We start from the raw sequence: 17,980 nt of genomic DNA, 5'->3' as shown, positions 1-17,980 counted from the left end.
CAGTCCTGGTGTCGCCACGGCGAGAGCCCCGTCCAGTGTCTGGACGGGGCTCTTTGCCGTCTTCGGGGCTGGATAGGCTGAACCCGTTCCCATCCGACGTGGAAACCTTGACGAGCAGCAGGAGCGGACCATGAACGTGGTGACCCCGGCAGGCGGCGACAGCGTGGCGGCCCGTGGCTGGCCGGGCGTCCTCGAGGCTCTGCTGACCGGCCAGGACCTGCGTGCGGACGACACCGCCTGGGCCATGGACCGGATCATGCGCGGGGAGGCCACCGACGCCCAGATCGCCGGCTTCACCGTCGCGCTGCGGGCGAAGGGGGAGACGGTCGCGGAGATCAACGGCCTCGTACGGGCCATGTACGGGCACGCCAACCTGATCGAGGTGCCGGGCCGGACGGTGGACATCGTCGGCACGGGCGGCGACGGGGCCAAAACGGTGAACATCTCGACGATGTCGGCGGTCGTGGTGGCCGGAACCGGTGCCAAGGTCGTCAAGCACGGAAACCGGGCGGCCTCCTCCGCGAGCGGCTCCTCGGACGTCCTGGAGAAGCTCGGGGTGAACCTCAACCTCAGCCTGGCGCGGGTCGTGGAGGTCGCCGAGGAGGCCGGCATCACCTTCTGCTTCGCGGTGAAGTTCCACCCGGCGCTGCGGCACGTGGCGGCGGCCCGCAAGGAACTGGGCATCCGGACCTTCTTCAACGCGCTGGGCCCGCTGACCAACCCGGCCCGGGTGCGCGCCCAGGCGACCGGCGTGGCCGACCCCCGGATGGCTCCGATCATCGCGGGCGTGCTCGCCGAACGGGGCTCCTCCGCGCTGGTCTTCCGCGGTGACGACGGCCTGGACGAGCTGACCACGACGGCGACCTCGCGGGTGTGGTGGGTCCGGGACGGCAAGGTGGCGGAGCAGGTCTTCGACCCGCGCGACATCGGCATCGACCTGGTCGACGTCTCGGCGCTGGCCGGCGGCGACCCCTCGTACAACGCGGACGTGGCGCGCCGCCTGCTGGCCGGCGAGACCGGCCCGGTCCGCGACGCCGTGCTGCTGAACTCGGCGGCGGCCCTGGTGGCCCTGGACCCCGGTACGGGCACGCTGGAGGAGCAGCTCGCCGCCGGCATCACCCGCGCGGCGGAGTCCATCGACTCGGGTGCGGCGCGTGCGGCACTGGAGCGGTGGGTGGCGGCCAGCAACGCCTGATCCCGACGGCCCGCCGATCGTTTCGAGCCAAGGCCCCGGTCCGCCATTCGGACCGGGGTCTTGCGCGCGGAGGATCATGTGGCAGGATGCTGACCAGGTCACGAGTGACAGCGTTTAGGCCCCGGCTTGCTGTCCGGCAACCCTCCTTCCGTGGCGGGGTGCCCCGGGTGATGACCAGGTCGTAGGCAGCAAGGCCTACGGCAAGCGCGGATCCCTCGATACCAGGGGTCCTGGTCTTCTCGAGGAGCGTTTTCCGTGAGCAAGCGAATGCGATAGGGCGACTCCGCCCCTACTTCACCCCTCGGATCAGGGTCACTTCCGTGTACCCCCGCCGACCGTCAGGTCCGGCCCGAGGGCTTTCCCGTACCCCGGACGGCCGCACGGCCGCACCCGCGTACGGACACACCGAAGCCATTCAGCCCTGCCTGCCGGGAGATACCGCCATGTCCGCATTCCTGAACGCCGCCACCACCTCCGTCGCCACCGACACCGCCGAGGGCCCCGCCTGTGCCGAGCCGCTGCCGGTGCTCGGCCGGGACGTCACCGTTCCGCTCGTCACCGGCGGCGAGGTCACCTACGCGGCCCTGGACTACGCGGCCAGCGCCCCGGCGCTCCAGCGGGTCTGGGACGACGTGGCCGCCTACGCCCCGTACTACGGCAGCGTGCACCGCGGCGCCGGGTACCTCTCGCAGCTCTCCACCGACCTCTTCGAGCAGAGCCGGGTCACGGTCGCCGAGTTCCTCGACTGCCGCCCCGCCGACCAGGTGATCTTCACCCGGTCCACCACCGACTCGCTGAACCTGCTCGCCGCCGTGCTTCCCGCCGACTGCCAGGTGTTCGTCTTCGAGACCGAGCACCACGCCTCGCTGCTGCCGTGGACGAACGCGCAGGTCACCTACCTCAACGCCCCGCGCACCCCGGACGAGGCCGTCGCCACCCTGGAGCGGGCCCTCGCCGACCGCGAGCCTTACGGCCCGGCCCTGGTCTGCGTCACCGGCGCCTCCAACGTCACCGGTGAACTGTGGCCGGTGAAGGAACTCGCCGCCGCCGCGCACGCCCACGGCGCGCGGATCGTCCTGGACGCCGCCCAGCTGGCCCCGCACCACCCCGTCTCGGTCCAGGACCTGGACGTGGACTGGGTCGCCTTCTCCGGACACAAGCTCTACGCGCCCTTCGGCTCGGGCGTGCTCGCCGGCCGCGCGGACTGGCTGCAGCAGGCCGAGCCGTACCTCGCGGGCGGCGGTGCCTCCCGCAAGGTGGCCCGGCGCGAGGACGGCGGCGTGGACGTCGAGTGGCACACCACGGCCGCCCGCCACGAGGCCGGTTCCCCGAACGTCATCGGCGTCTACTCCATCGCCTCGGCCTGCAAGGCCCTGACCGGGGCGGGCTTCGACAGCCTCGTCGCCCGCGAGCGCCACCTCATCGCGAAGGTGCGCGAGGGCCTGGCGGAGGTCCCGGCGGTCCGCGTCCTGTCCCTCTTCGGGGACGAGGCCCCGCGCGTCGGCGTCATCTCCTTCGTCGTGGACGGCTGGAACAGCTCCCACTTCGCCGCCGCGCTGTCCGCGGAGTACGGGATCGGCGTCCGCGACGGCCTGTTCTGCGCCCACCCGCTGGTCCGCACCCTCCTGGGCAGCGAGCCGCAGGCCCAGGGCGAATGCGGCGCCCCCGAGGCGGCCCCGGGGGAGCGCTCCCTGAACGCGATCCGCGTCAGCTTCGGCGCGGGCACCCCGGACGAGCACGTGGAGCGCTTCGTCCGCGCGGTGAAGGAGCTCGTCGCGGACGGCGCCAAGTGGCAGTACCGCACGGAGGAGGGCCGCTGCGTCCCGGCCGTCTGAGCGTGCGGCGCCGTCGCACGGGGCTCCGCCCCGGACCCCGCGCCTCAAACGCCGGCGAGGCTGGAATTTCACCCCGGCTCGGCGTGCCGCAGGCGGGTGGGGGAGCGGGGGCACGCAGGGACGTCCCCGCAGGACGAGCGCGCAACCGCCCTCAGCGGCCTTGACGTGCCCGCAGGCGCGAGCCGAGGAGACGTCCCGGAGGGACCCCGGGACGGCCGGGCCTACGGGTCCTGCTTCAGGGCGCCGTCCCAGCCCCGCCGGCGCTTGAGGCGTACCGAAGCCGGGGCCGCGCGCGGGTATCGGGGCGGGGCGAAGCCCGGGCCGGCCGCAGACCGCGCCGGAGGCTCTACGCGTCCAGGCCGATCGCGAACGCCGCTTCCAGGTCGTGCTGGGAGTAGGTGCGGAAGGCCACGTGGGTGTCCGTCGCCTCGACGCCCGGGATCTTGCTGATGCGGCCGGGGATGATGTCCGCCAGGTTCTCGTGGCGGGCCACGCGGACCAGTGCGATCAGGTCGTACGTCCCCGTGACGGAGTAGACCTCGCTGACGCTGTCCAGCGCGGCGATGGACTCGGCGATCTCGGGGATGCGGTCCACGCTGGTCTTGATGAGCACGATCGCGGTGATCACGGCTGGCTGTCTCCCTCGGTGGCCGTCGCTGGTCGCCTCACTCTAGTCGTACCCCGATAGCGGGCCCACGCGTAGAAGAACCCGACCGAGAAGCCCACCAGGTGGGCCAGGTACGCGACCCCGGGGCCGCTTCCCGCCCGGTGGGCGGCCACCCATTGGAGGGCGAACCAGAACAGCAGCACGAGCCACGCCGGGAACCGCAGCGGCAGGAAGAACAGGAAGGGGAACAGGCTCGTCACCCTCGCCCGCGGGAGCAGGTAGAGGAAGGCGCCCAGGACCGCCGAGATCGCTCCGGACGCCCCCACCAGGGTCTGCGGGGATCCCGCGTTGGCCGCCGCGTACGCCGCCAGCGCCACGTACCCCGTGCAGATGTAGAAGACGAGGAACGCCGGTCGGCCCATCCGCTCCTCCGCCATCGCCCCGAAGACGTAGAGGAAGAGCATGTTCCCGAGCAGGTGCAGCCAGCTGCCGTGGACGAACAGCGCCGTCAGCGGGGTCAGCCAGGCGCGCGGGGTGGCCGTGAAGAGCTCGTCCGGGACCACGCCCCAGCGCCGGAAGTACGCGGTGCCGGCGGCCAGCAGCTCGTCGCCCGTCCCGTAGACCGGATTGAGCCCCGAGGCAGGACCGAGTACGAACACCACACCGCAGCCCGCGATCAGCGCATGGGTGACCACCGGTCCCCGGGCAGCCTCGCGTACGGCCCGCCACCTTACGATCATGTGACAGAGCATGACGCAACGGGACCCACCTGAGGCGGTGGCAGGCCGTAGGGTTACGAGCTGCGGTCCGCCGGCCGGTGAAGACAGACGCAGACAGACGCAGACAGACGCAGACAGACGCGGAGAGCTGCGCGGACGGCGGCGCGGACGGCTTTAATTGAATCAGCTACGAAGGAGAGAGCGGCCTGATGACGGTTCCCCTGCCGACCGACACCACCCGGTGGCGTTGCACCCTGTGCGGCAACCTCACGCGCTTCGACGTCACCCGTTCGTCGAAGGTCGTCGAGTACGTCCACCTGGACCTCGCCGGGGAGCCCAAGGTCGAGGAACGCGAGGTGGTCAATGAGACCATCGAGTCGGTCCGCTGCCGCTGGTGCAACGCGGTGGACCAGATCGAGCTCGTGGACAGGCCGGGCGCGGACTCCTGACGGAGGCGTGCCCACACGTAGATCACGGTAGGGGTGACGGATTGTGGAGCCAGCAAGCGGCGCTGAGCCGGCCGATGCGGCCGGCGACGCCGCCGAGGCACTCGACCGCCCGCTGCCGGAAGGCGTGCGGCGGCGGGTCGTCGCGCTCGTCTCGGACGCCTTCGGCGCACTGACGGTCGCGGACCTGCCGGCGCAGTTGCGCCAGTACGCCCGTTTCACCCCGACCCGGCGCGCCAAGTTCGCGGGCAATGCCATGGCCACGGCGGTCGAGACCGACGCCGTGTTCCGCAGCCGGGTCGCCGAGAAACTGCGCGAGGCGCAGGCGGAGCTGGCCGCCGCGCTGGAGTCGGGTGCGCCGCCCGCCGCCGCGGATCCGCTGGACGTGGCGGCCGCCGCGTTCGTGCTGAGGCCGGCCGGCTGGGTCAAGCTGGTGGCCGCCGCGGGCGAGGAGGCGCAGCGCGCCGACGCCGAGCGGGTCGGCGAGGAGACCCGGCGCGAGCTGGAGCGGCTGCGCGAGGAGCTGGCCCACGCCCGGGAACTGCAGCGCACGGGCGGCGAGCACGTGCGCGTGGAGCTGGACGCGGCCCGCAAGGAAGCGGAATCGCTTCAGCGCAAGCTGCGCAGCGCCCTCAGCGACGTCAAGCGCGGCGAGGCGGCCCTGCGCAAGCTGACCGCCGAGGTCGACGGGATCCGCGGCGACGCGGCCACCCGGGTGGCCGCCGCCGAGAGCGAGAGCCGGCGGCTCAAGTCCCGCCTCGCGGAGGTGGAGGCGGCGCTGGAGACCTCGCGCCGGGCCACCCGCGAGGGGCGCAGCATCGAGGACATGCGGCTGCGGCTGCTGCTGGACACCGTGCTGGACGCGGCCCAGGGACTGCGCCGCGAGCTGGCGCTGCCGCCCGTGAACACGCGCCCGGCCGACACCGTGGACGCGGTGGAGCCGGGCCGGATGACGCCGAAGGACATCGCGGCGCGCGCCCTGTCCGAGACGGATCCGGCGCTGCTGGACCAGTTGTTGGCGCTGCCCCAGGCACATCTGGTGGTCGACGGCTACAACGTGACCAAGACCGGCTATCCGACGATGCCGCTGGAGAAGCAGCGGCTGCGGCTGCTGGGCGGGCTGTCGATGCTGGCCGCGCAGACGGGCGCGGAGATGACCTGTGTCTTCGACGGGGCGGAACTGGCGGCCCCGGTGCTGCTCGCCCCGCCGCGCGGGGTGCGGGTGCTGTTCTCCAAGGCGGGGGTGACGGCGGACGAGCTGATCCGTCAGCTGGTGCGCGCCGAACCGCCCGGCCGGCCGGTGGTCGTGGTCTCGACGGACCGGGAGGTCGCCGACGGGGTGGCCAAGGCGGGTGCGCGGCCCGTGACGTCCGCTTTGCTCCTGAAGCGGCTTTCGCGCGTTTCGTAACTACCCGCCGGAATGCCGGAATTGACCGGCGCCGCAGTGAACGTACCGTCAAGTGCCCGGCACAGAGCGTGCGCTGTAGGTAAAGAACCTGGTCGGAGAGCGGGTTTTTACCCGGCGGGATTTGAACTGATCACAGCAAGGTCACTAGGGTGCGGTCAAACCTTCGTGCGGTAGATCACTCATTCGGAGTGGCGGCGGAGGTGCTGCCGAGTTGCGTTCTTCGGTGGCTCTAGGAAGAAGGAGCTCGCCTCCGTGGCGTCCCACCGTCGACCCAAGCAGCCGAACCGCACTCGTGTGACCGTGCTCGGCGCCACCGCCGCCGCCGTGGTGGCCCTCACCTCCCAGAGCGCCTCCGCCGCTCCGGCCAAGCCGAGCAAGGACGAGGTCAAGACCCAGGTCGACGCCCTCTACGAAGAGGCGGAGCAGGCCACCGAGAAGTTCAACGGGGCCAAGGAGCGCCAGGAGAAGCTGGAGAAGGAGATAGCCCAGCTCCAGGACCAGGTCGCTCGCGGCCAGGGCGACCTCAACGAGCTGCGCAGCACCCTCGGTTCGATGGCCAGCGCCCAGTATCGCAACGGCGGCATCGACCCCTCCCTCGCCCTCCTCCTCTCCGAGGACCCCGACAGCTACCTCGACAAGGCCTCCTCCCTGGAGCACTTGAGCGGCAAGCAGGTCGAGGCGGTCCAGAAGATCCAGGCCAAGCAGCGCAGCCTCGCGCAGCAGCGCCAGGAGGCCGCCGGCAAGCTCGCCGACCTCGACGCCACCCGCAAGGAGCTCGGCGAGAAGAAGAAGGTCTCCACGGAGAAGCTCGCCGCGGCCCAGGCCCTGCTCAACACCCTGACCGCGCAGGAGCGCGCGGCCCTCAAGGACGACGAGGTGCGCGCCAGCCGCGCCGACAGCCAGCGCGTCGACCTCGGCAACGTCAGCGCCTCCGGCCGCGCCGGAGCCGCCCTCGCCGCCGCGAAGACCAAGCTGGGCTTCACCTACCAGTCCGGCGGCACCGGGCCCAACGTCTACGACTGCTCCGGGCTGACGCAGTGGGCGTACAAGCAGGCCGGCGTCAGCATCAGCCGCACCACCTTCACTCAGATCAATGACGGCACCCGCATCAGCCGCAGCCAGCTCCAGCCCGGCGACCTGGTCTTCTTCTACGACGACCTGCACCACGTCGGCCTCTACGCCGGCAACAACATGACGCTGCACGCTTCGAACCCGCGCAGCGGCATCAAGTACGAGTCCATGGACAACATGCCGTTCCAGTTCGGCGTCCGCGTCGGCTGACGCGCCGCACACCGCCCATCCGGGCGAATTCCGCGGCCCCTTTGCGACCACACGCCCCGCCGGTGACCTGCGTCTCCTGCGGGGCGTCGCCGTGTGTGCCCTCCGACGGCCGTTGGTCGGCATGTGACCGTCCGGCTACTGTCTGCCAGCGCGGAACCCGGCACAAGGCCGTCCACGGCGGGCGGACCCGGGCCACACACAGCGGAAGGGAGCGGTTTCACGTGGCGTCCCATCGCCGGAGCGGGCTCGGCAGCCTCGACCGGAACACGAAGGTCACCGTCCTCACCGCCGCCGCCGCCGCGGCCACGGCCGCGGCCGTCATGGCGGGGGCACCCGCGAGCGCCGCCCCCGGCCTCCCGTACGAGCCCGGCGGCGCAGCGAGGACGGGCGTCAGCGCCCAGGTCGACCGGCTCTTCGAAGAGGCCGAACAGGCCACCGAGCGCTTCAACGAGGCGGGCGAGAAGGCCGACCGGCTGCGCGCCGAGGTCAACCGGGCCCAGGAGGCGGTGGCCCGCGGACAGGAGCGCATCAACACCATGCGGGGCGTCCTCGGCACCTTCGCCGGGGCCCAGTACCGCAGTGGCGGCATCGACCCCGCCATCGGCCTGATGCTGGCCGAGGACCCCGACGCGTACCTGGAGCAGGCCGCCGCCCTCGACCGGCTGACCGGCCGTCAGGCCCGGCAGCTCGACGAACTCCGCGAGGAGCAGCGCGAGCTCGGCCAGGAGCGCCGGGAGGCCTCCCGCAAACTCGCCGAACTCGACGCCCTGCGCTCCGACGTGGCCCGGCACAAGCGCTCCGTCACCGCGAAGCTCGCCGCCGCCCGGCGGCTGCTCAACACCATGCCGTCCGAGGAACGGGCCGACTTCGAGCGCTCCTCGCGCTCCGGCGGCCGCGCCGAGGAGCTGCCCGAGATGCCCTCCTTCGGCCCGTCCTCGGGGCGCGCCGCGGCCGCCGTGATGGCGGCCCGGTCGGCGGTCGGCCGCCCCTACGTGTGGGGCTCCACCGGCCCCTCCGGCTTCGACTGCTCCGGGCTGATGGTCTGGTCGTACCGGCAGGCGGGGGTCTCGCTGCCGCGCACCTCGCAGGCCCAGCGGCACGCCGGCCGGCACGTGCCGCTGTCGCAGGCCCGCCCGGGCGACCTGGTGACGTACCGCTCGGACGCCAGCCACGTCGGCATGTACGTCGGCAACGGCCAGGTGGTGCACGCCCCGTACCCGGGGGCCCGGGTGCGCTACGACCCCGTCGGGATGATGCCCGTCTCGTCGGTGACCCGCCCCTGACCGCGCTCGCGGCCCCGCCCCCGGCCCCGGTCCGGGACCCCTCGTGCGGACCGTGCGTACGATCGGCGGATGCTCCCGGGTCGCCGTCTCGTCCGCGTACTGCCGCTCCTGCTGTGCGTGCTGCTCGCAGGCTGCGCGGCGCGGCCCGCCGACACCACCGGGCGCGACGTCCGCCGGGCCGTGGCCGACTGGTCGCGGGTGCCGCCCGAGGCGCTCTCCGGGATCCCCCTCGACGACTGGACGTACGAGGTCGCCTCGGTGCGGCAGGACGGCGCACGGGCCCTCGTACGGGCCGAGCTGCGCTACCGGCTGGCCGGCTACGACACGGCCCCCGGCGGCTCGGTGCGCGAGCTGGAACTCGAACGCGCGGCGGGCGGCGGGCCCTGGCTGGTGCGGGCCGACCGGCCCGCACCGGGCGCGCCGCCGCAGCTGTGGGACCAGGGCCCGGTGTCGGTGGCCCGGGGTGCGCACTCCCTGGTCCTGGGCGGCGCCGGGCAGTCACCCGAGGCGTTGGCCGGGATCGCCGCCGAGGCCGATCGGGCGGTGCCCGCGGCGAGCGCGGCCTGGCCCGGGCCCTGGGCGGGACGGGTGGTCGTGCTGGTCCCCGGATCCCTGGAGCGGATGGCGCAGCTGTTGGGCCGGCCCGCCGACGAGTACCGGGGCATGGGCGCCGTCACCACCGGCCGGGTCGGCGCCGGACCGGCCCCCGCGGACCGGGTGGTGATCAACCCGGAGGGGTACGCGGAGCTGGGCGAGGCGGGCCGGCGGGTCATCCTCACCCACGAGGTCACCCACGTGGCCACCCGGTCGGCGACCTCCGCCACGACCCCGCTGTGGCTCTCCGAGGGCTTCGCGGACTGGGCGGCGTACCGCGCCGCCTCCACCACCCCGGAGCAGGGAGCCCCGGCGCTGGCCCGGGCGGTACGGCGCGGCGAGGTGCCGGCCGGGCTTGCGCGGGCGGAGGACTTCGCCTTCGGCGGCGACCCGGAGGCGCTGGCCAGGGCGTACGAGGGGGCGTGGCTGGCCTGCCGGCTGATCGCGGACCGGTGGGGCGGGGCGGCGCTGGTGGACCTGTACGAGAAGGCGGGGCGTGAGCCGTGGCCGACGGCGTTGCGGGAGGCGCTCGGGACGGACCCGGCCGGGCTGACGAAGGAGTGGCAGGAGGCCCTGCGGAAGGAGTTCCGCTGAGGGCGTCCGGTACGTTGGCAGCGATGCACAAGACGCTGATCGTGACCAACGACTTCCCGCCGCGACCGGGCGGCATCCAGGCCTTCCTGCACAACATGGCGCTGAGGCTGGATTCCGACCGGATCGTCGTCTACGCCTCCACGTGGAAGCACGGCGCGGAGGGCCGCGAGGCCACCGCCGCCTTCGACGCGGAGCAGCCGTTCCAGGTGGTCCGCGACCGTACGACGATGCTGCTGCCGACCCCGCGCGTGACGCGGCGGGCGGTGGGCCTGCTGCGCGAACACGGATGCGAGTCCGTGTGGTTCGGGGCGGCGGCCCCCCTCGGTCTGATGGGCCCGGCGCTGCGGCGCGCGGGCGCCCGGCGGATCGTGGCGACCACGCACGGGCACGAGGCGGGCTGGGCCCAGCTGCCGGCGGCGCGGCAGCTGCTGCGGCGGATCGGCGAGGGCACGGACACGCTGACCTACCTGGGGGAGTACACGCGCTCGCGGATCGCCTCCGCGGTGACGGACCGGGCGGCGGCCCGGATGGTGCAGCTCCCGCCGGGGGTGGACGAGAAGACCTTCCACCCGGAGTCGGGCGGGGCGGAGGTCCGGGCGCGGCTCGGGCTGACCGACCGGCCGGTGGTCGTCTGCGTCTCGCGCCTCGTTCCCCGCAAGGGGCAGGACACGCTGATCGAGGCGATGCCGCGGATCCTGGCGGCGGTGCCGGACGCGGTGCTGCTGATCGTGGGCGGGGGGCCGTACGAGGCGGACCTGCGCGCGTTGGCCGCCTCGACCGGGGTCGCGGACTCGGTGGTCTTCACGGGGGCGGTCCCGTGGTCCGAACTGCCCGCCCACTACGGCGCGGGCGACGTCTTCGCGATGCCGTGCCGGACCCGGCGGGGCGGGCTGGACGTGGAGGGGCTCGGCATCGTCTACCTGGAGGCTTCGGCCACGGGCCTGCCGGTGATCGCGGGCGACTCCGGCGGGGCGCCGGACGCGGTGCTGGACGGCGAGACGGGCTGGGTCGTCCGGGGCGGCGCCCCCTACGACGCGGCGGACCGGATCGTCGCCCTCCTGCGGGACCCCGAACTGCGCCGCCGGATGGGCGAGCGGGGCCGTGAGTGGGTCGAGGAGAAGTGGCGCTGGGACCTGTTGGCGGACCGCCTGCGCGAGCTGCTGTAGTTCTCCGGCCGTGCCGCCGCTGCCGGGGCGGAGCCCCGGGAAACGGCGGAAGGGCGGGGCGGGGGCAGGCTCCGCGCAGCGCCACGTCTGACTGTTCCTCAGATGTCTGTCAATACCGCGTCTGGGCGGACGGCTGGATTCCGCCCATGATGCGGCCATGACACCCAATCTGACGCGCCGTCACCTCCTGGGACTCGGCGCACTCTCGACCGCCTCCGCCCTCGGGTTCACACGGATCGGCCTGGCCTCCGCCGCCGCTGCCGAGCCGGCCGCGGCCCAGTACGCGCCCGCCATGGTCGTCGGCTCCGGTTACGGCTCCGCCGTCGCCGCGCTGCGGCTCGGGCAGGCGGGCGTGCGGACCGTCGTCCTCGAAATGGGCCGGCTCTGGGACACCGCCGGGCCCGACGGCAAGGTCTTCCCCTCCACCTCCGCGCCCGACCACCGCTCCATGTGGTTCCGCACCCGCACGGAGGCCCCGCTCGCCCAGTTCCTCTGGCTCGACGTGGTCAACCGCGACATCAGCCCGTACCCGGGGGTGCTGGACCGGGTGAACTTCGGCGACATGTCCGTGTACGTGGGCCGAGGCGTCGGCGGAGGCTCGCTGGTCAACGGCGGCATGGCGCCCACGCCGCGCCGCTCGTACTTCACCGAGGTGCTGCCCCGGGTCAACGCCGACGAGATGTACGGCACGTACTACCCCCGAGCCCGCGCCATGCTCGGCGTCAACGACATCGACCCGGCCTGGTTCGAGTCCACGGAGTGGTACCGCTTCGCCCGGATCTCCCGCAAGCACGCCCAGAACACCGGCCTGAAGACCGTCTTCGTCCCCAACGTCTACGACTTCGCGTACATGAAGCGCGAGGCGGCCGGCACCGCCCCCCGGTCGGCGCTGGCCGGGGAGGTCATCTACGGCAACAACCACGGGAAGAAGAGCGTCGACAAGACCTACCTCGCCGCCGCCCTCGGCACCGGCAACGTCACCATCGAGACCATGCAGCGCGTGGTCGGCGTACGGCAGGACCCCGCCGGGGGGTACGTGCTGACCGTGCAGACCAGCGACGTGACCGGGCGGGTCACCCAGGTCCGCGAGCTCGGCTGCAGGCAGCTCTTCCTCGGAGCGGGCAGCCTCGGCACCACCGAGATCCTGCTGCGGGCCCGCGAGACCGGGACGCTGCCCGCGCTCGACGGCAAGGTCGGGCGCGGCTGGGGCCCGAACGGCAACGTCATGACCGCCCGCGCCAACCACCTCTGGGACACGGTCGGCGCCAACCAGGCCACCATGCCCGCCATGGGCATCGACGACTGGGACAACGCGGCCAACCCGGTCTTCGCCGAGATAGCCCCGCTCCCCATGGGGCTGGAGCACTGGATCTCGATGTACCTGGCCATCACGAAGAATCCGGAGCGCGGGCACTTCACCTACGACGCCGCCACCGACTCGGCCCGCCTCAACTGGCGCAGGGACCAGAACACGCCCTCGGTCAACGCGGCGAAGAACCTCTTCGACCGCATCAACCGGCGGAACTTCACGATGTACCGGTACGACCTCTTCGGCGGCAACAAGGCCTTCGCCGACAACTTCACCTACCACCCGCTCGGCGGCTGCGTACTCGGCGAGGCCACCGACGCGTACGGACGGGCGAAGGGCTACCAGGGGCTGTACGTCGTGGACGGCTCCCTGATCCCCGGGTCGCTCGGCGTGAACCCGTTCGTGACCATCACCGCCCTCGCGGAGCGGAACATGGCGCGGATCCTCGCCGAGGACCCCAGGTGACAGGGGCCGAGCAGAGCGCGCCCCTGCGGCTCGCCCGTCGGCCCGCCGGCGGCGAGATCTGCCCACGAGGCCGGAGCAGGCCACCCCGGTGGAGGGCGGGCACGGCGTGATCGACGTTGCGGTCATCGGCGCCGGGGTGTCCGGCGCGTACGCCGCCTGGCGTCTGCTCGGCCCGGAAGCCGGGCACAGCAGCGTGCTGGAAGAGCTTCGGCGGCGGCGCGGCAGTCCCCTCGCGGTGGGCCTGTTCGAGGGCAGCGAGCGCGTCGGCGGCCGTCTCTTCTCCGTAACCCCGCCCGGTATGCCGCACCTGCACGCCGGGCTCGGGGGGATGCGATACCTGAGCAACCATCCGGTCGTGGCCGACCTCGTGGATCATCTCGGGTTGCCGTCAGGTCCCTTCCCGGTCGACGAGCCGCAGAACCTCGCCTACCTGCGCCAGCGCCGCTTCACCCTGCCCCAGTACTCCGACCCGGAGGTCGTGCCCTACGACGTGCCGGCCGCAATCCGGGGCAGGACGCCGGACGACGCGCTCCTGTCCGACATCGAGTGTTTCGTCCCCGACGCCGCCGGCACCAGACGATGCCCGAGGAGCTCGTTCGGCGGTTCGTGGCAGAGGGCGGGACCGTGGCCGGCCTCCAAGCTCTTCCTCGCCTACGACCGACCATGGTGGGAGGACATCGGCCTGAATGCCGGCCGCTCAACGACCTCAGCGACCGAGGCCGCCGTCCTGTCAAGCGACGAAGGCCATGCGTTGGGTTCCCCCGGGCACCCGGAGTAATTGCACACCTGACCCGTTAGCCGTCGCGACCGGCATGGGAACGGAGATCAGAGCCCGCTGTCCCCGGGCTCCCTGTTCTCTCACCGACGGAGTGGTACGCCATGTCGCTCGACCTCTCGAACAAGTCGCCGATCGGACCGAAGGACCCCTCCTCCGACCTCCCGTCCGACCTCGACAAGTACCTGAAGGACATCCAGGGCAACATCCTCAAGAGCCACGGGCGTGACCACAGCCAGCACCTGTTCATCCAGTTCACGGACCCGGCCAAGGCAAAGGGGTGGCTCGTCTCCATGGCGGGCCGCGTGACATCGGCGTCGAAGCAGTGGAAGGACTCGCTGCAACGGCGCAAGATCTTCGCCGAAGCGGAGAAACAGTCCAATCCGGCAGCCTGGCGCGAGGCACGACTCGAGAAGCAGGCGGGTGACGTCTTCATCAACGTGCTGCTGTCCAAGAAGGGGTACGACAGGCTCGGCATGCCGGCGGGACGGATCCCGCAGGACGCGGCGTTCGTGCGCGGCGCGCAGGCCGAGGAGACGATCACCATGCTCGGCGATCCTCCGGTCACGGCTCCCGCCGGGCGCGACCAGTGGGAGACCGGGTTCCAGCAGGACCTGCACGCCCTCGTCAGCGTCGCTGACGACAGCCCGGCCGAGGTCGCGCAGGAGGCCGAGCGGATCAGCGACGAGGTGGGGAAGAACGGCGGAAGGGTCGTGCACAGAGAGATCGGCACCGTCCTGCGCTACGGGGAGAACGGCCCGGTCAGGGAGCACTTCGGGTTCGTCGACGGGGTCAGTCAGCCTTTGTTCTACGCCGCGGACGTCGAGAAGGCGAAGCCCGTCGGGAAGTTCCGGTATGACCCCACGGCCCCGCTGGGGCTGGCCCTGGTCAAGGACCCGGGTGGCGACAAGGAGACCGGATACGGCTCCTACTTCGTCTACCGCAAGCTCGAACAGAACGTCCCCCAGTTCATGCACGACAGGTTCGTCCTGGCCGCCGCGATCGCCCATGCGGACGGCCGGGAAGCGGCCAACGAGTCCGACAAGGAGCTTGCCGGCGCCTACATGGTGGGACGTTTCCGCGACGGCGCTCCGGTGGTGGAGTACGCCTCGGAGAGCGGAGTCGGCAAGGACATCCCGAACAACTTCAACTACGAGACGGACCTGAACGGCGACAAGTGCCCGTTCCAGTCGCACATCCGCAAGACCAACCCGCGGGGCGAAACCGGGAGCCCGCTTGAACGGGACGTCCGCATCGTCCGCCGGGGCATCAGCTTCGAAAGGGACGGAAAGGTCGGCCTGCTGTTCCTGTGTGCTCAGGGCAACATCCAGAACCAGTTCGAGTTCATGCAGAAGTCCTGGTGCAACAACTCCGAATTCCTGCGTCCCGAGGTGAAACCGAATCCGGCGGGCGCCCTGGACACCGGGCTCGACCCGATCATCGGTCAGGGTGGGGTGACAGAACAGGAATGGCCGAAGAAGCACGGCGAGGATGAGCGGATCAAGGCCACTCTGAAGCAATCGGTCATGATGAAGGGCGGCGAGTACTTCTTCATGCCCAGCCTGAGTTTCCTCAAGAAGGCCGGCGCGTAGCGCGCTGCACATCCGGCTCCACCCGAGGGTTCCGGGTGGAGCCGCCGGGGCTGCTACAAGTCCGGGCTCACACTGTCGGCTCGGGACGCCGGCGCGGGGTGGGACAGCCGGTGGTGATGGAGCCGACGGTGTCGGCAGCGAGTTCGGTGAACCACATGGAGCCGTCCGGGCCGGAGATGATGCGGTGGCCGACCGGGGCGGTGGTAGGCAGTGTGCAGCGGCTGACGGTCAGGTCCGGGCGGACGCGGTCGATCAGTCCGGGCAGGTTGTACCGGACCCACAGGTTGCCGAAGCAGTCGAAGTCCAGCGCAGCCAGCTTGGCACCCTCGACATCGGTGCGGTGCTCGGTGATGAGGCCCGTGACGGGGTCGAGTTCGGCGTACGCGGCGCCGGCCTCCTCGGTGACCCAGACATGGCTGCGCCGGTCCACGTCGATGCCGTGGGGTCCGCTGTCTTCGGGGAAGTCGGTGGTTCCCACCACGCGGCCGGTCGTGGATACGCGCAGGACGCGGTCCTCGAGTTGCCGGGAGACCCATACGTTGTCGGGCCCGATGACCAACTCGCGTGTGCTGCCCAGCCGGGGGAGGGGCATCCACCCCCCCCCAACCAGGAGCCGCGCCCACCTCACCAGGCTTCCTCGAAATGACCGGAATGCCCGTCGTGGCCGAGGTTAGCCCAAAGATCGCCCCACGCCGGGCGCGACGGCCCGGGATCACCGCGCGGCGCCGCCTGGTGCTGTGACCCGGTGAACCTTGCCGGTCACAGCACTAGCCCCGGTAGAGCGCCTCGATCTCGTCCGCGAAGTCCTTGGCCACCACGTTGCGCTTCAGCTTCAGCGACGGCGTGATGTGACCCGACTCCTCCGTGAACTGGGAGGGCAGAATGCGGAATTTCCGCACCGATTCCGCCTTGGACACCGCCGCGTTGCCGTCGTCCACGGCCTTCTGGACGGCGGCGACGAGGTCCGCGTCCTCACGCAGCTCGGCCGCGGTCACCCCGGCCGGCTTGCCGTTCTCGGCCGCCCAGCGGCCCAGGAACTCCTCGTCGATGGTGACGAGGGCCGCCACGAACGGCCTCGCGTCGCCGACGACCATGCACTCCGCGACCAGCGCGTGCGCCCGGATCCGGTCCTCGATCACGGCGGGCGCGACGTTCTTGCCGCCCGCGGTGACGATGAGCTCCTTCTTGCGCCCGGTGATCGCGAGGTAGCCGTCCTCGTCGAGGGTGCCGACGTCGCCGGTGTGGAACCAGCCGTCGGTCAGCGCCTCGGCGGTAGCCGTCTCGTTCTGCCAGTACCCGTTGAAGATGTGCTCGCCGTGCAGGAGCACCTCGCCGTCGTCCGCGATGCGCACCACGGAGCCCGGCAGCGGCTGGCCGACCGTACCGATCTTCGTCTTGTCCCACGGGTTGAAGGCCGTGGCCGCGCAGGACTCCGTCAGGCCGTAGCCCTCCAGCACGGTGAAGCCGATGCCGCGGAAGAAGTGGCCGAGCCGCTCGCCCAGCGGGGCGCCGCCGGAGATCGCGTACTCGCCGCGCCCGCCGAGCACCGTGTGCAGCTTGCTGTAGACCAGCTTGGAGAAGATCTTGTGCTTGAGCTTCAGGCCGAAGGACGGGCCACCGGGGGCGTCGAGCGCCCGGCTGTAGGCGATCGCCGTCTCGGCGGCGGCGTCGAAGATCTTCCCCTTGCCGTCGGCCTGCGCCTTGGCGCGCGCCGAGTTGTAGACCTTCTCGAAGACGCGCGGCACGCCGAGGATCAGCGTGGGCCGGAAGGCCTGCAGCTCGTCGGTCAGGTTCTTGATGTCCGGAACGCAGCCCAGGCGGATCGGCGCCAGTACGGCCGCCACCTCCACCAGGCGCCCGAAGACGTGCGCGGCCGGGAGGAAGAGCAGCACGGAGCACTCGCCGGTGCGGAAGAGCGGGCTCAGGCGCTCCACCACGTTGCCGCACTCGGCGAAGAAGTTGCGGTGGGTCAGCACGCAGCCCTTGGGGCGGCCGGTGGTGCCCGAGGTGTAGACGATGGTGGCCGGGTCGTCGGCGTTGGCGAGGCTGCTGCGCTCCTCGACCTCGGCGTCGGAGATCTCCGCGCCGGCGGCCTTCAGCGTCTCCAGCGCACCCTGCTCGATCTCCCAGACCTCGCGCAGCTCCGGCAGCCGGTCGCGCAGCGAGGCCACGGACGCGCTGTGCGCCGGGCTCTCCACGACGACCGCCACGGCGCCGGAGTCGCCGAGGATCCACTGGACCTGCTCGGGGGAGCTGGTCTCGTACACGGGGACGGTGACGCCGCCCGCGCTCCAGATCGCGAAGTCGAACAGCACCCACTCGTAGCGGGTGCGGGAGATGAGGGCGACCCGGTCGCCGGGCCGGATGCCGGCCGCGATGAGGCCCTTGGCCGCGGCCCGGACCTCGGCGAGGAACTCGGTCGCGGTCACGTCCTGCCACCGGCCGTCGACCTTGCGGCTCATGACGGCGGTGTCTGGATGCTGAGCGGCGTTGCGGCGGATGAGATCCGTCAGGTTCCCGTCCGACGGGACCTCGTACAGGGCCGGAAGGCTGAACTCGCGCAAGACTGCTGCTCCTCTGGGCGCCATCGCCACCATGTGGACCGACCGGACGTTACCCACCGGTAGTGGGTTCCCGATAGAGGGAACCGGCCAGATGTTCCGTGCGTCACATTCTGTACTTGCACCGCCTGGCCCTCACGTGCCGACAGT

Annotated in this window: 15 protein-coding genes and 1 riboswitch; of the genes, 11 read left to right on the top strand and 4 right to left on the bottom strand. The window is 71.8% G+C overall.

Features of this window, described 5'->3' with window-relative positions; translation table 11 throughout:
* Positions 1-130: 130 nt before the first annotated feature.
* Positions 131-1,195, top strand: a complete 1,065-nt coding sequence (gene trpD, locus OG332_RS12685) for an anthranilate phosphoribosyltransferase (protein ID WP_327413557.1) — start codon at positions 131-133, stop codon at positions 1,193-1,195.
* A 96-nt stretch (positions 1,196-1,291) separates the two neighbouring features.
* Positions 1,292-1,408: riboswitch (SAM riboswitch) on the top strand.
* Between the two features lie 230 nt (positions 1,409-1,638).
* Complete coding sequence (locus OG332_RS12680; protein WP_327413556.1) at positions 1,639-3,030, top strand: aminotransferase class V-fold PLP-dependent enzyme; 1,392 nt, start codon at positions 1,639-1,641, stop codon at positions 3,028-3,030.
* A 346-nt stretch (positions 3,031-3,376) separates the two neighbouring features.
* Here the strand turns inward: OG332_RS12680 and OG332_RS12675 are convergent, their stop codons facing one another.
* Both OG332_RS12675 and OG332_RS12670 read right to left on the bottom strand, forming a co-directional pair.
* On the bottom strand, positions 3,377-3,658 hold the full coding sequence (locus OG332_RS12675) for an Lrp/AsnC family transcriptional regulator (protein WP_008738815.1): 282 nt from the start codon (positions 3,656-3,658) through the stop codon (positions 3,377-3,379).
* On the bottom strand, positions 3,655-4,377 hold the full coding sequence (locus OG332_RS12670) for a rhomboid family intramembrane serine protease (protein ID WP_442816147.1): 723 nt from the start codon (positions 4,375-4,377) through the stop codon (positions 3,655-3,657). The genes OG332_RS12675 and OG332_RS12670 overlap by 4 nt, the downstream gene beginning before the upstream one ends.
* A 188-nt stretch (positions 4,378-4,565) precedes the next feature.
* On the opposite strand from OG332_RS12670, the gene OG332_RS12665 reads away from it, so the two are divergent.
* The 9 genes from OG332_RS12665 to OG332_RS12625 all read left to right on the top strand — a co-directional run bounded on the left by OG332_RS12665 (position 4,566) and on the right by OG332_RS12625 (position 15,269).
* Positions 4,566-4,805, top strand: coding sequence for a hypothetical protein (locus OG332_RS12665; protein ID WP_008738811.1), 240 nt, complete (start codon positions 4,566-4,568; stop codon positions 4,803-4,805).
* Between the two features lie 40 nt (positions 4,806-4,845).
* Positions 4,846-6,210, top strand: coding sequence for an NYN domain-containing protein (locus tag OG332_RS12660; RefSeq protein ID WP_327419203.1), 1,365 nt, complete (start codon positions 4,846-4,848; stop codon positions 6,208-6,210).
* A gap of 252 nt (positions 6,211-6,462) precedes the next feature.
* Positions 6,463-7,491, top strand: coding sequence for a C40 family peptidase (locus tag OG332_RS12655; protein WP_327413554.1), 1,029 nt, complete (start codon positions 6,463-6,465; stop codon positions 7,489-7,491).
* 221 nt (positions 7,492-7,712) lie between these two features.
* The gene (locus tag OG332_RS12650; RefSeq protein ID WP_327413553.1) at positions 7,713-8,774 is read left to right on the top strand and encodes a C40 family peptidase; all 1,062 of its coding nucleotides are present in this window, start codon (positions 7,713-7,715) and stop codon (positions 8,772-8,774) included.
* Positions 8,775-8,843: 69 nt separating this feature from the next.
* A complete protein-coding gene (locus OG332_RS12645) occupies positions 8,844-9,962 on the top strand; it encodes a hypothetical protein (protein WP_327413552.1) in 1,119 nt (372 codons plus the stop codon).
* A gap of 23 nt (positions 9,963-9,985) precedes the next feature.
* Entirely contained in the window at positions 9,986-11,128 is a 1,143-nt protein-coding gene (locus OG332_RS12640) for a glycosyltransferase family 4 protein (RefSeq protein ID WP_327413551.1), read from the top strand.
* A gap of 157 nt (positions 11,129-11,285) precedes the next feature.
* Positions 11,286-12,902: a GMC oxidoreductase gene (locus OG332_RS12635; RefSeq protein ID WP_327413550.1), complete on the top strand. Its 1,617-nt coding sequence runs from the start codon at positions 11,286-11,288 to the stop codon at positions 12,900-12,902.
* Positions 12,903-13,008: 106 nt separating this feature from the next.
* Entirely contained in the window at positions 13,009-13,680 is a 672-nt protein-coding gene (locus OG332_RS12630; protein ID WP_327413549.1) for an FAD-dependent oxidoreductase, read from the top strand.
* A 101-nt stretch (positions 13,681-13,781) separates the two neighbouring features.
* Entirely contained in the window at positions 13,782-15,269 is a 1,488-nt protein-coding gene (locus tag OG332_RS12625) for a Dyp-type peroxidase (RefSeq protein WP_327413548.1), read from the top strand.
* 67 nt (positions 15,270-15,336) lie between these two features.
* Here OG332_RS12625 and OG332_RS12620 read toward each other — a convergent pair whose 3' ends face one another.
* The gene (locus tag OG332_RS12620) at positions 15,337-15,861 is read right to left on the bottom strand and encodes a Vgb family protein (RefSeq protein WP_327413547.1); all 525 of its coding nucleotides are present in this window, start codon (positions 15,859-15,861) and stop codon (positions 15,337-15,339) included.
* Between the two features lie 175 nt (positions 15,862-16,036).
* A complete protein-coding gene (locus OG332_RS12615; RefSeq protein ID WP_327413546.1) occupies positions 16,037-17,833 on the bottom strand; it encodes an AMP-dependent synthetase/ligase in 1,797 nt (598 codons plus the stop codon).
* Positions 17,834-17,980: the final 147 nt, after the last annotated feature.

Origin of the sequence: Streptomyces sp. NBC_01233, from assembly GCF_035989305.1 — a bacterium.
Taxonomy (GTDB): domain Bacteria; phylum Actinomycetota; class Actinomycetes; order Streptomycetales; family Streptomycetaceae; genus Streptomyces.
The sequence above is the reverse complement of the archived record's forward strand: the minus strand, read 5'-3'. Positions and strand labels throughout refer to the sequence as shown.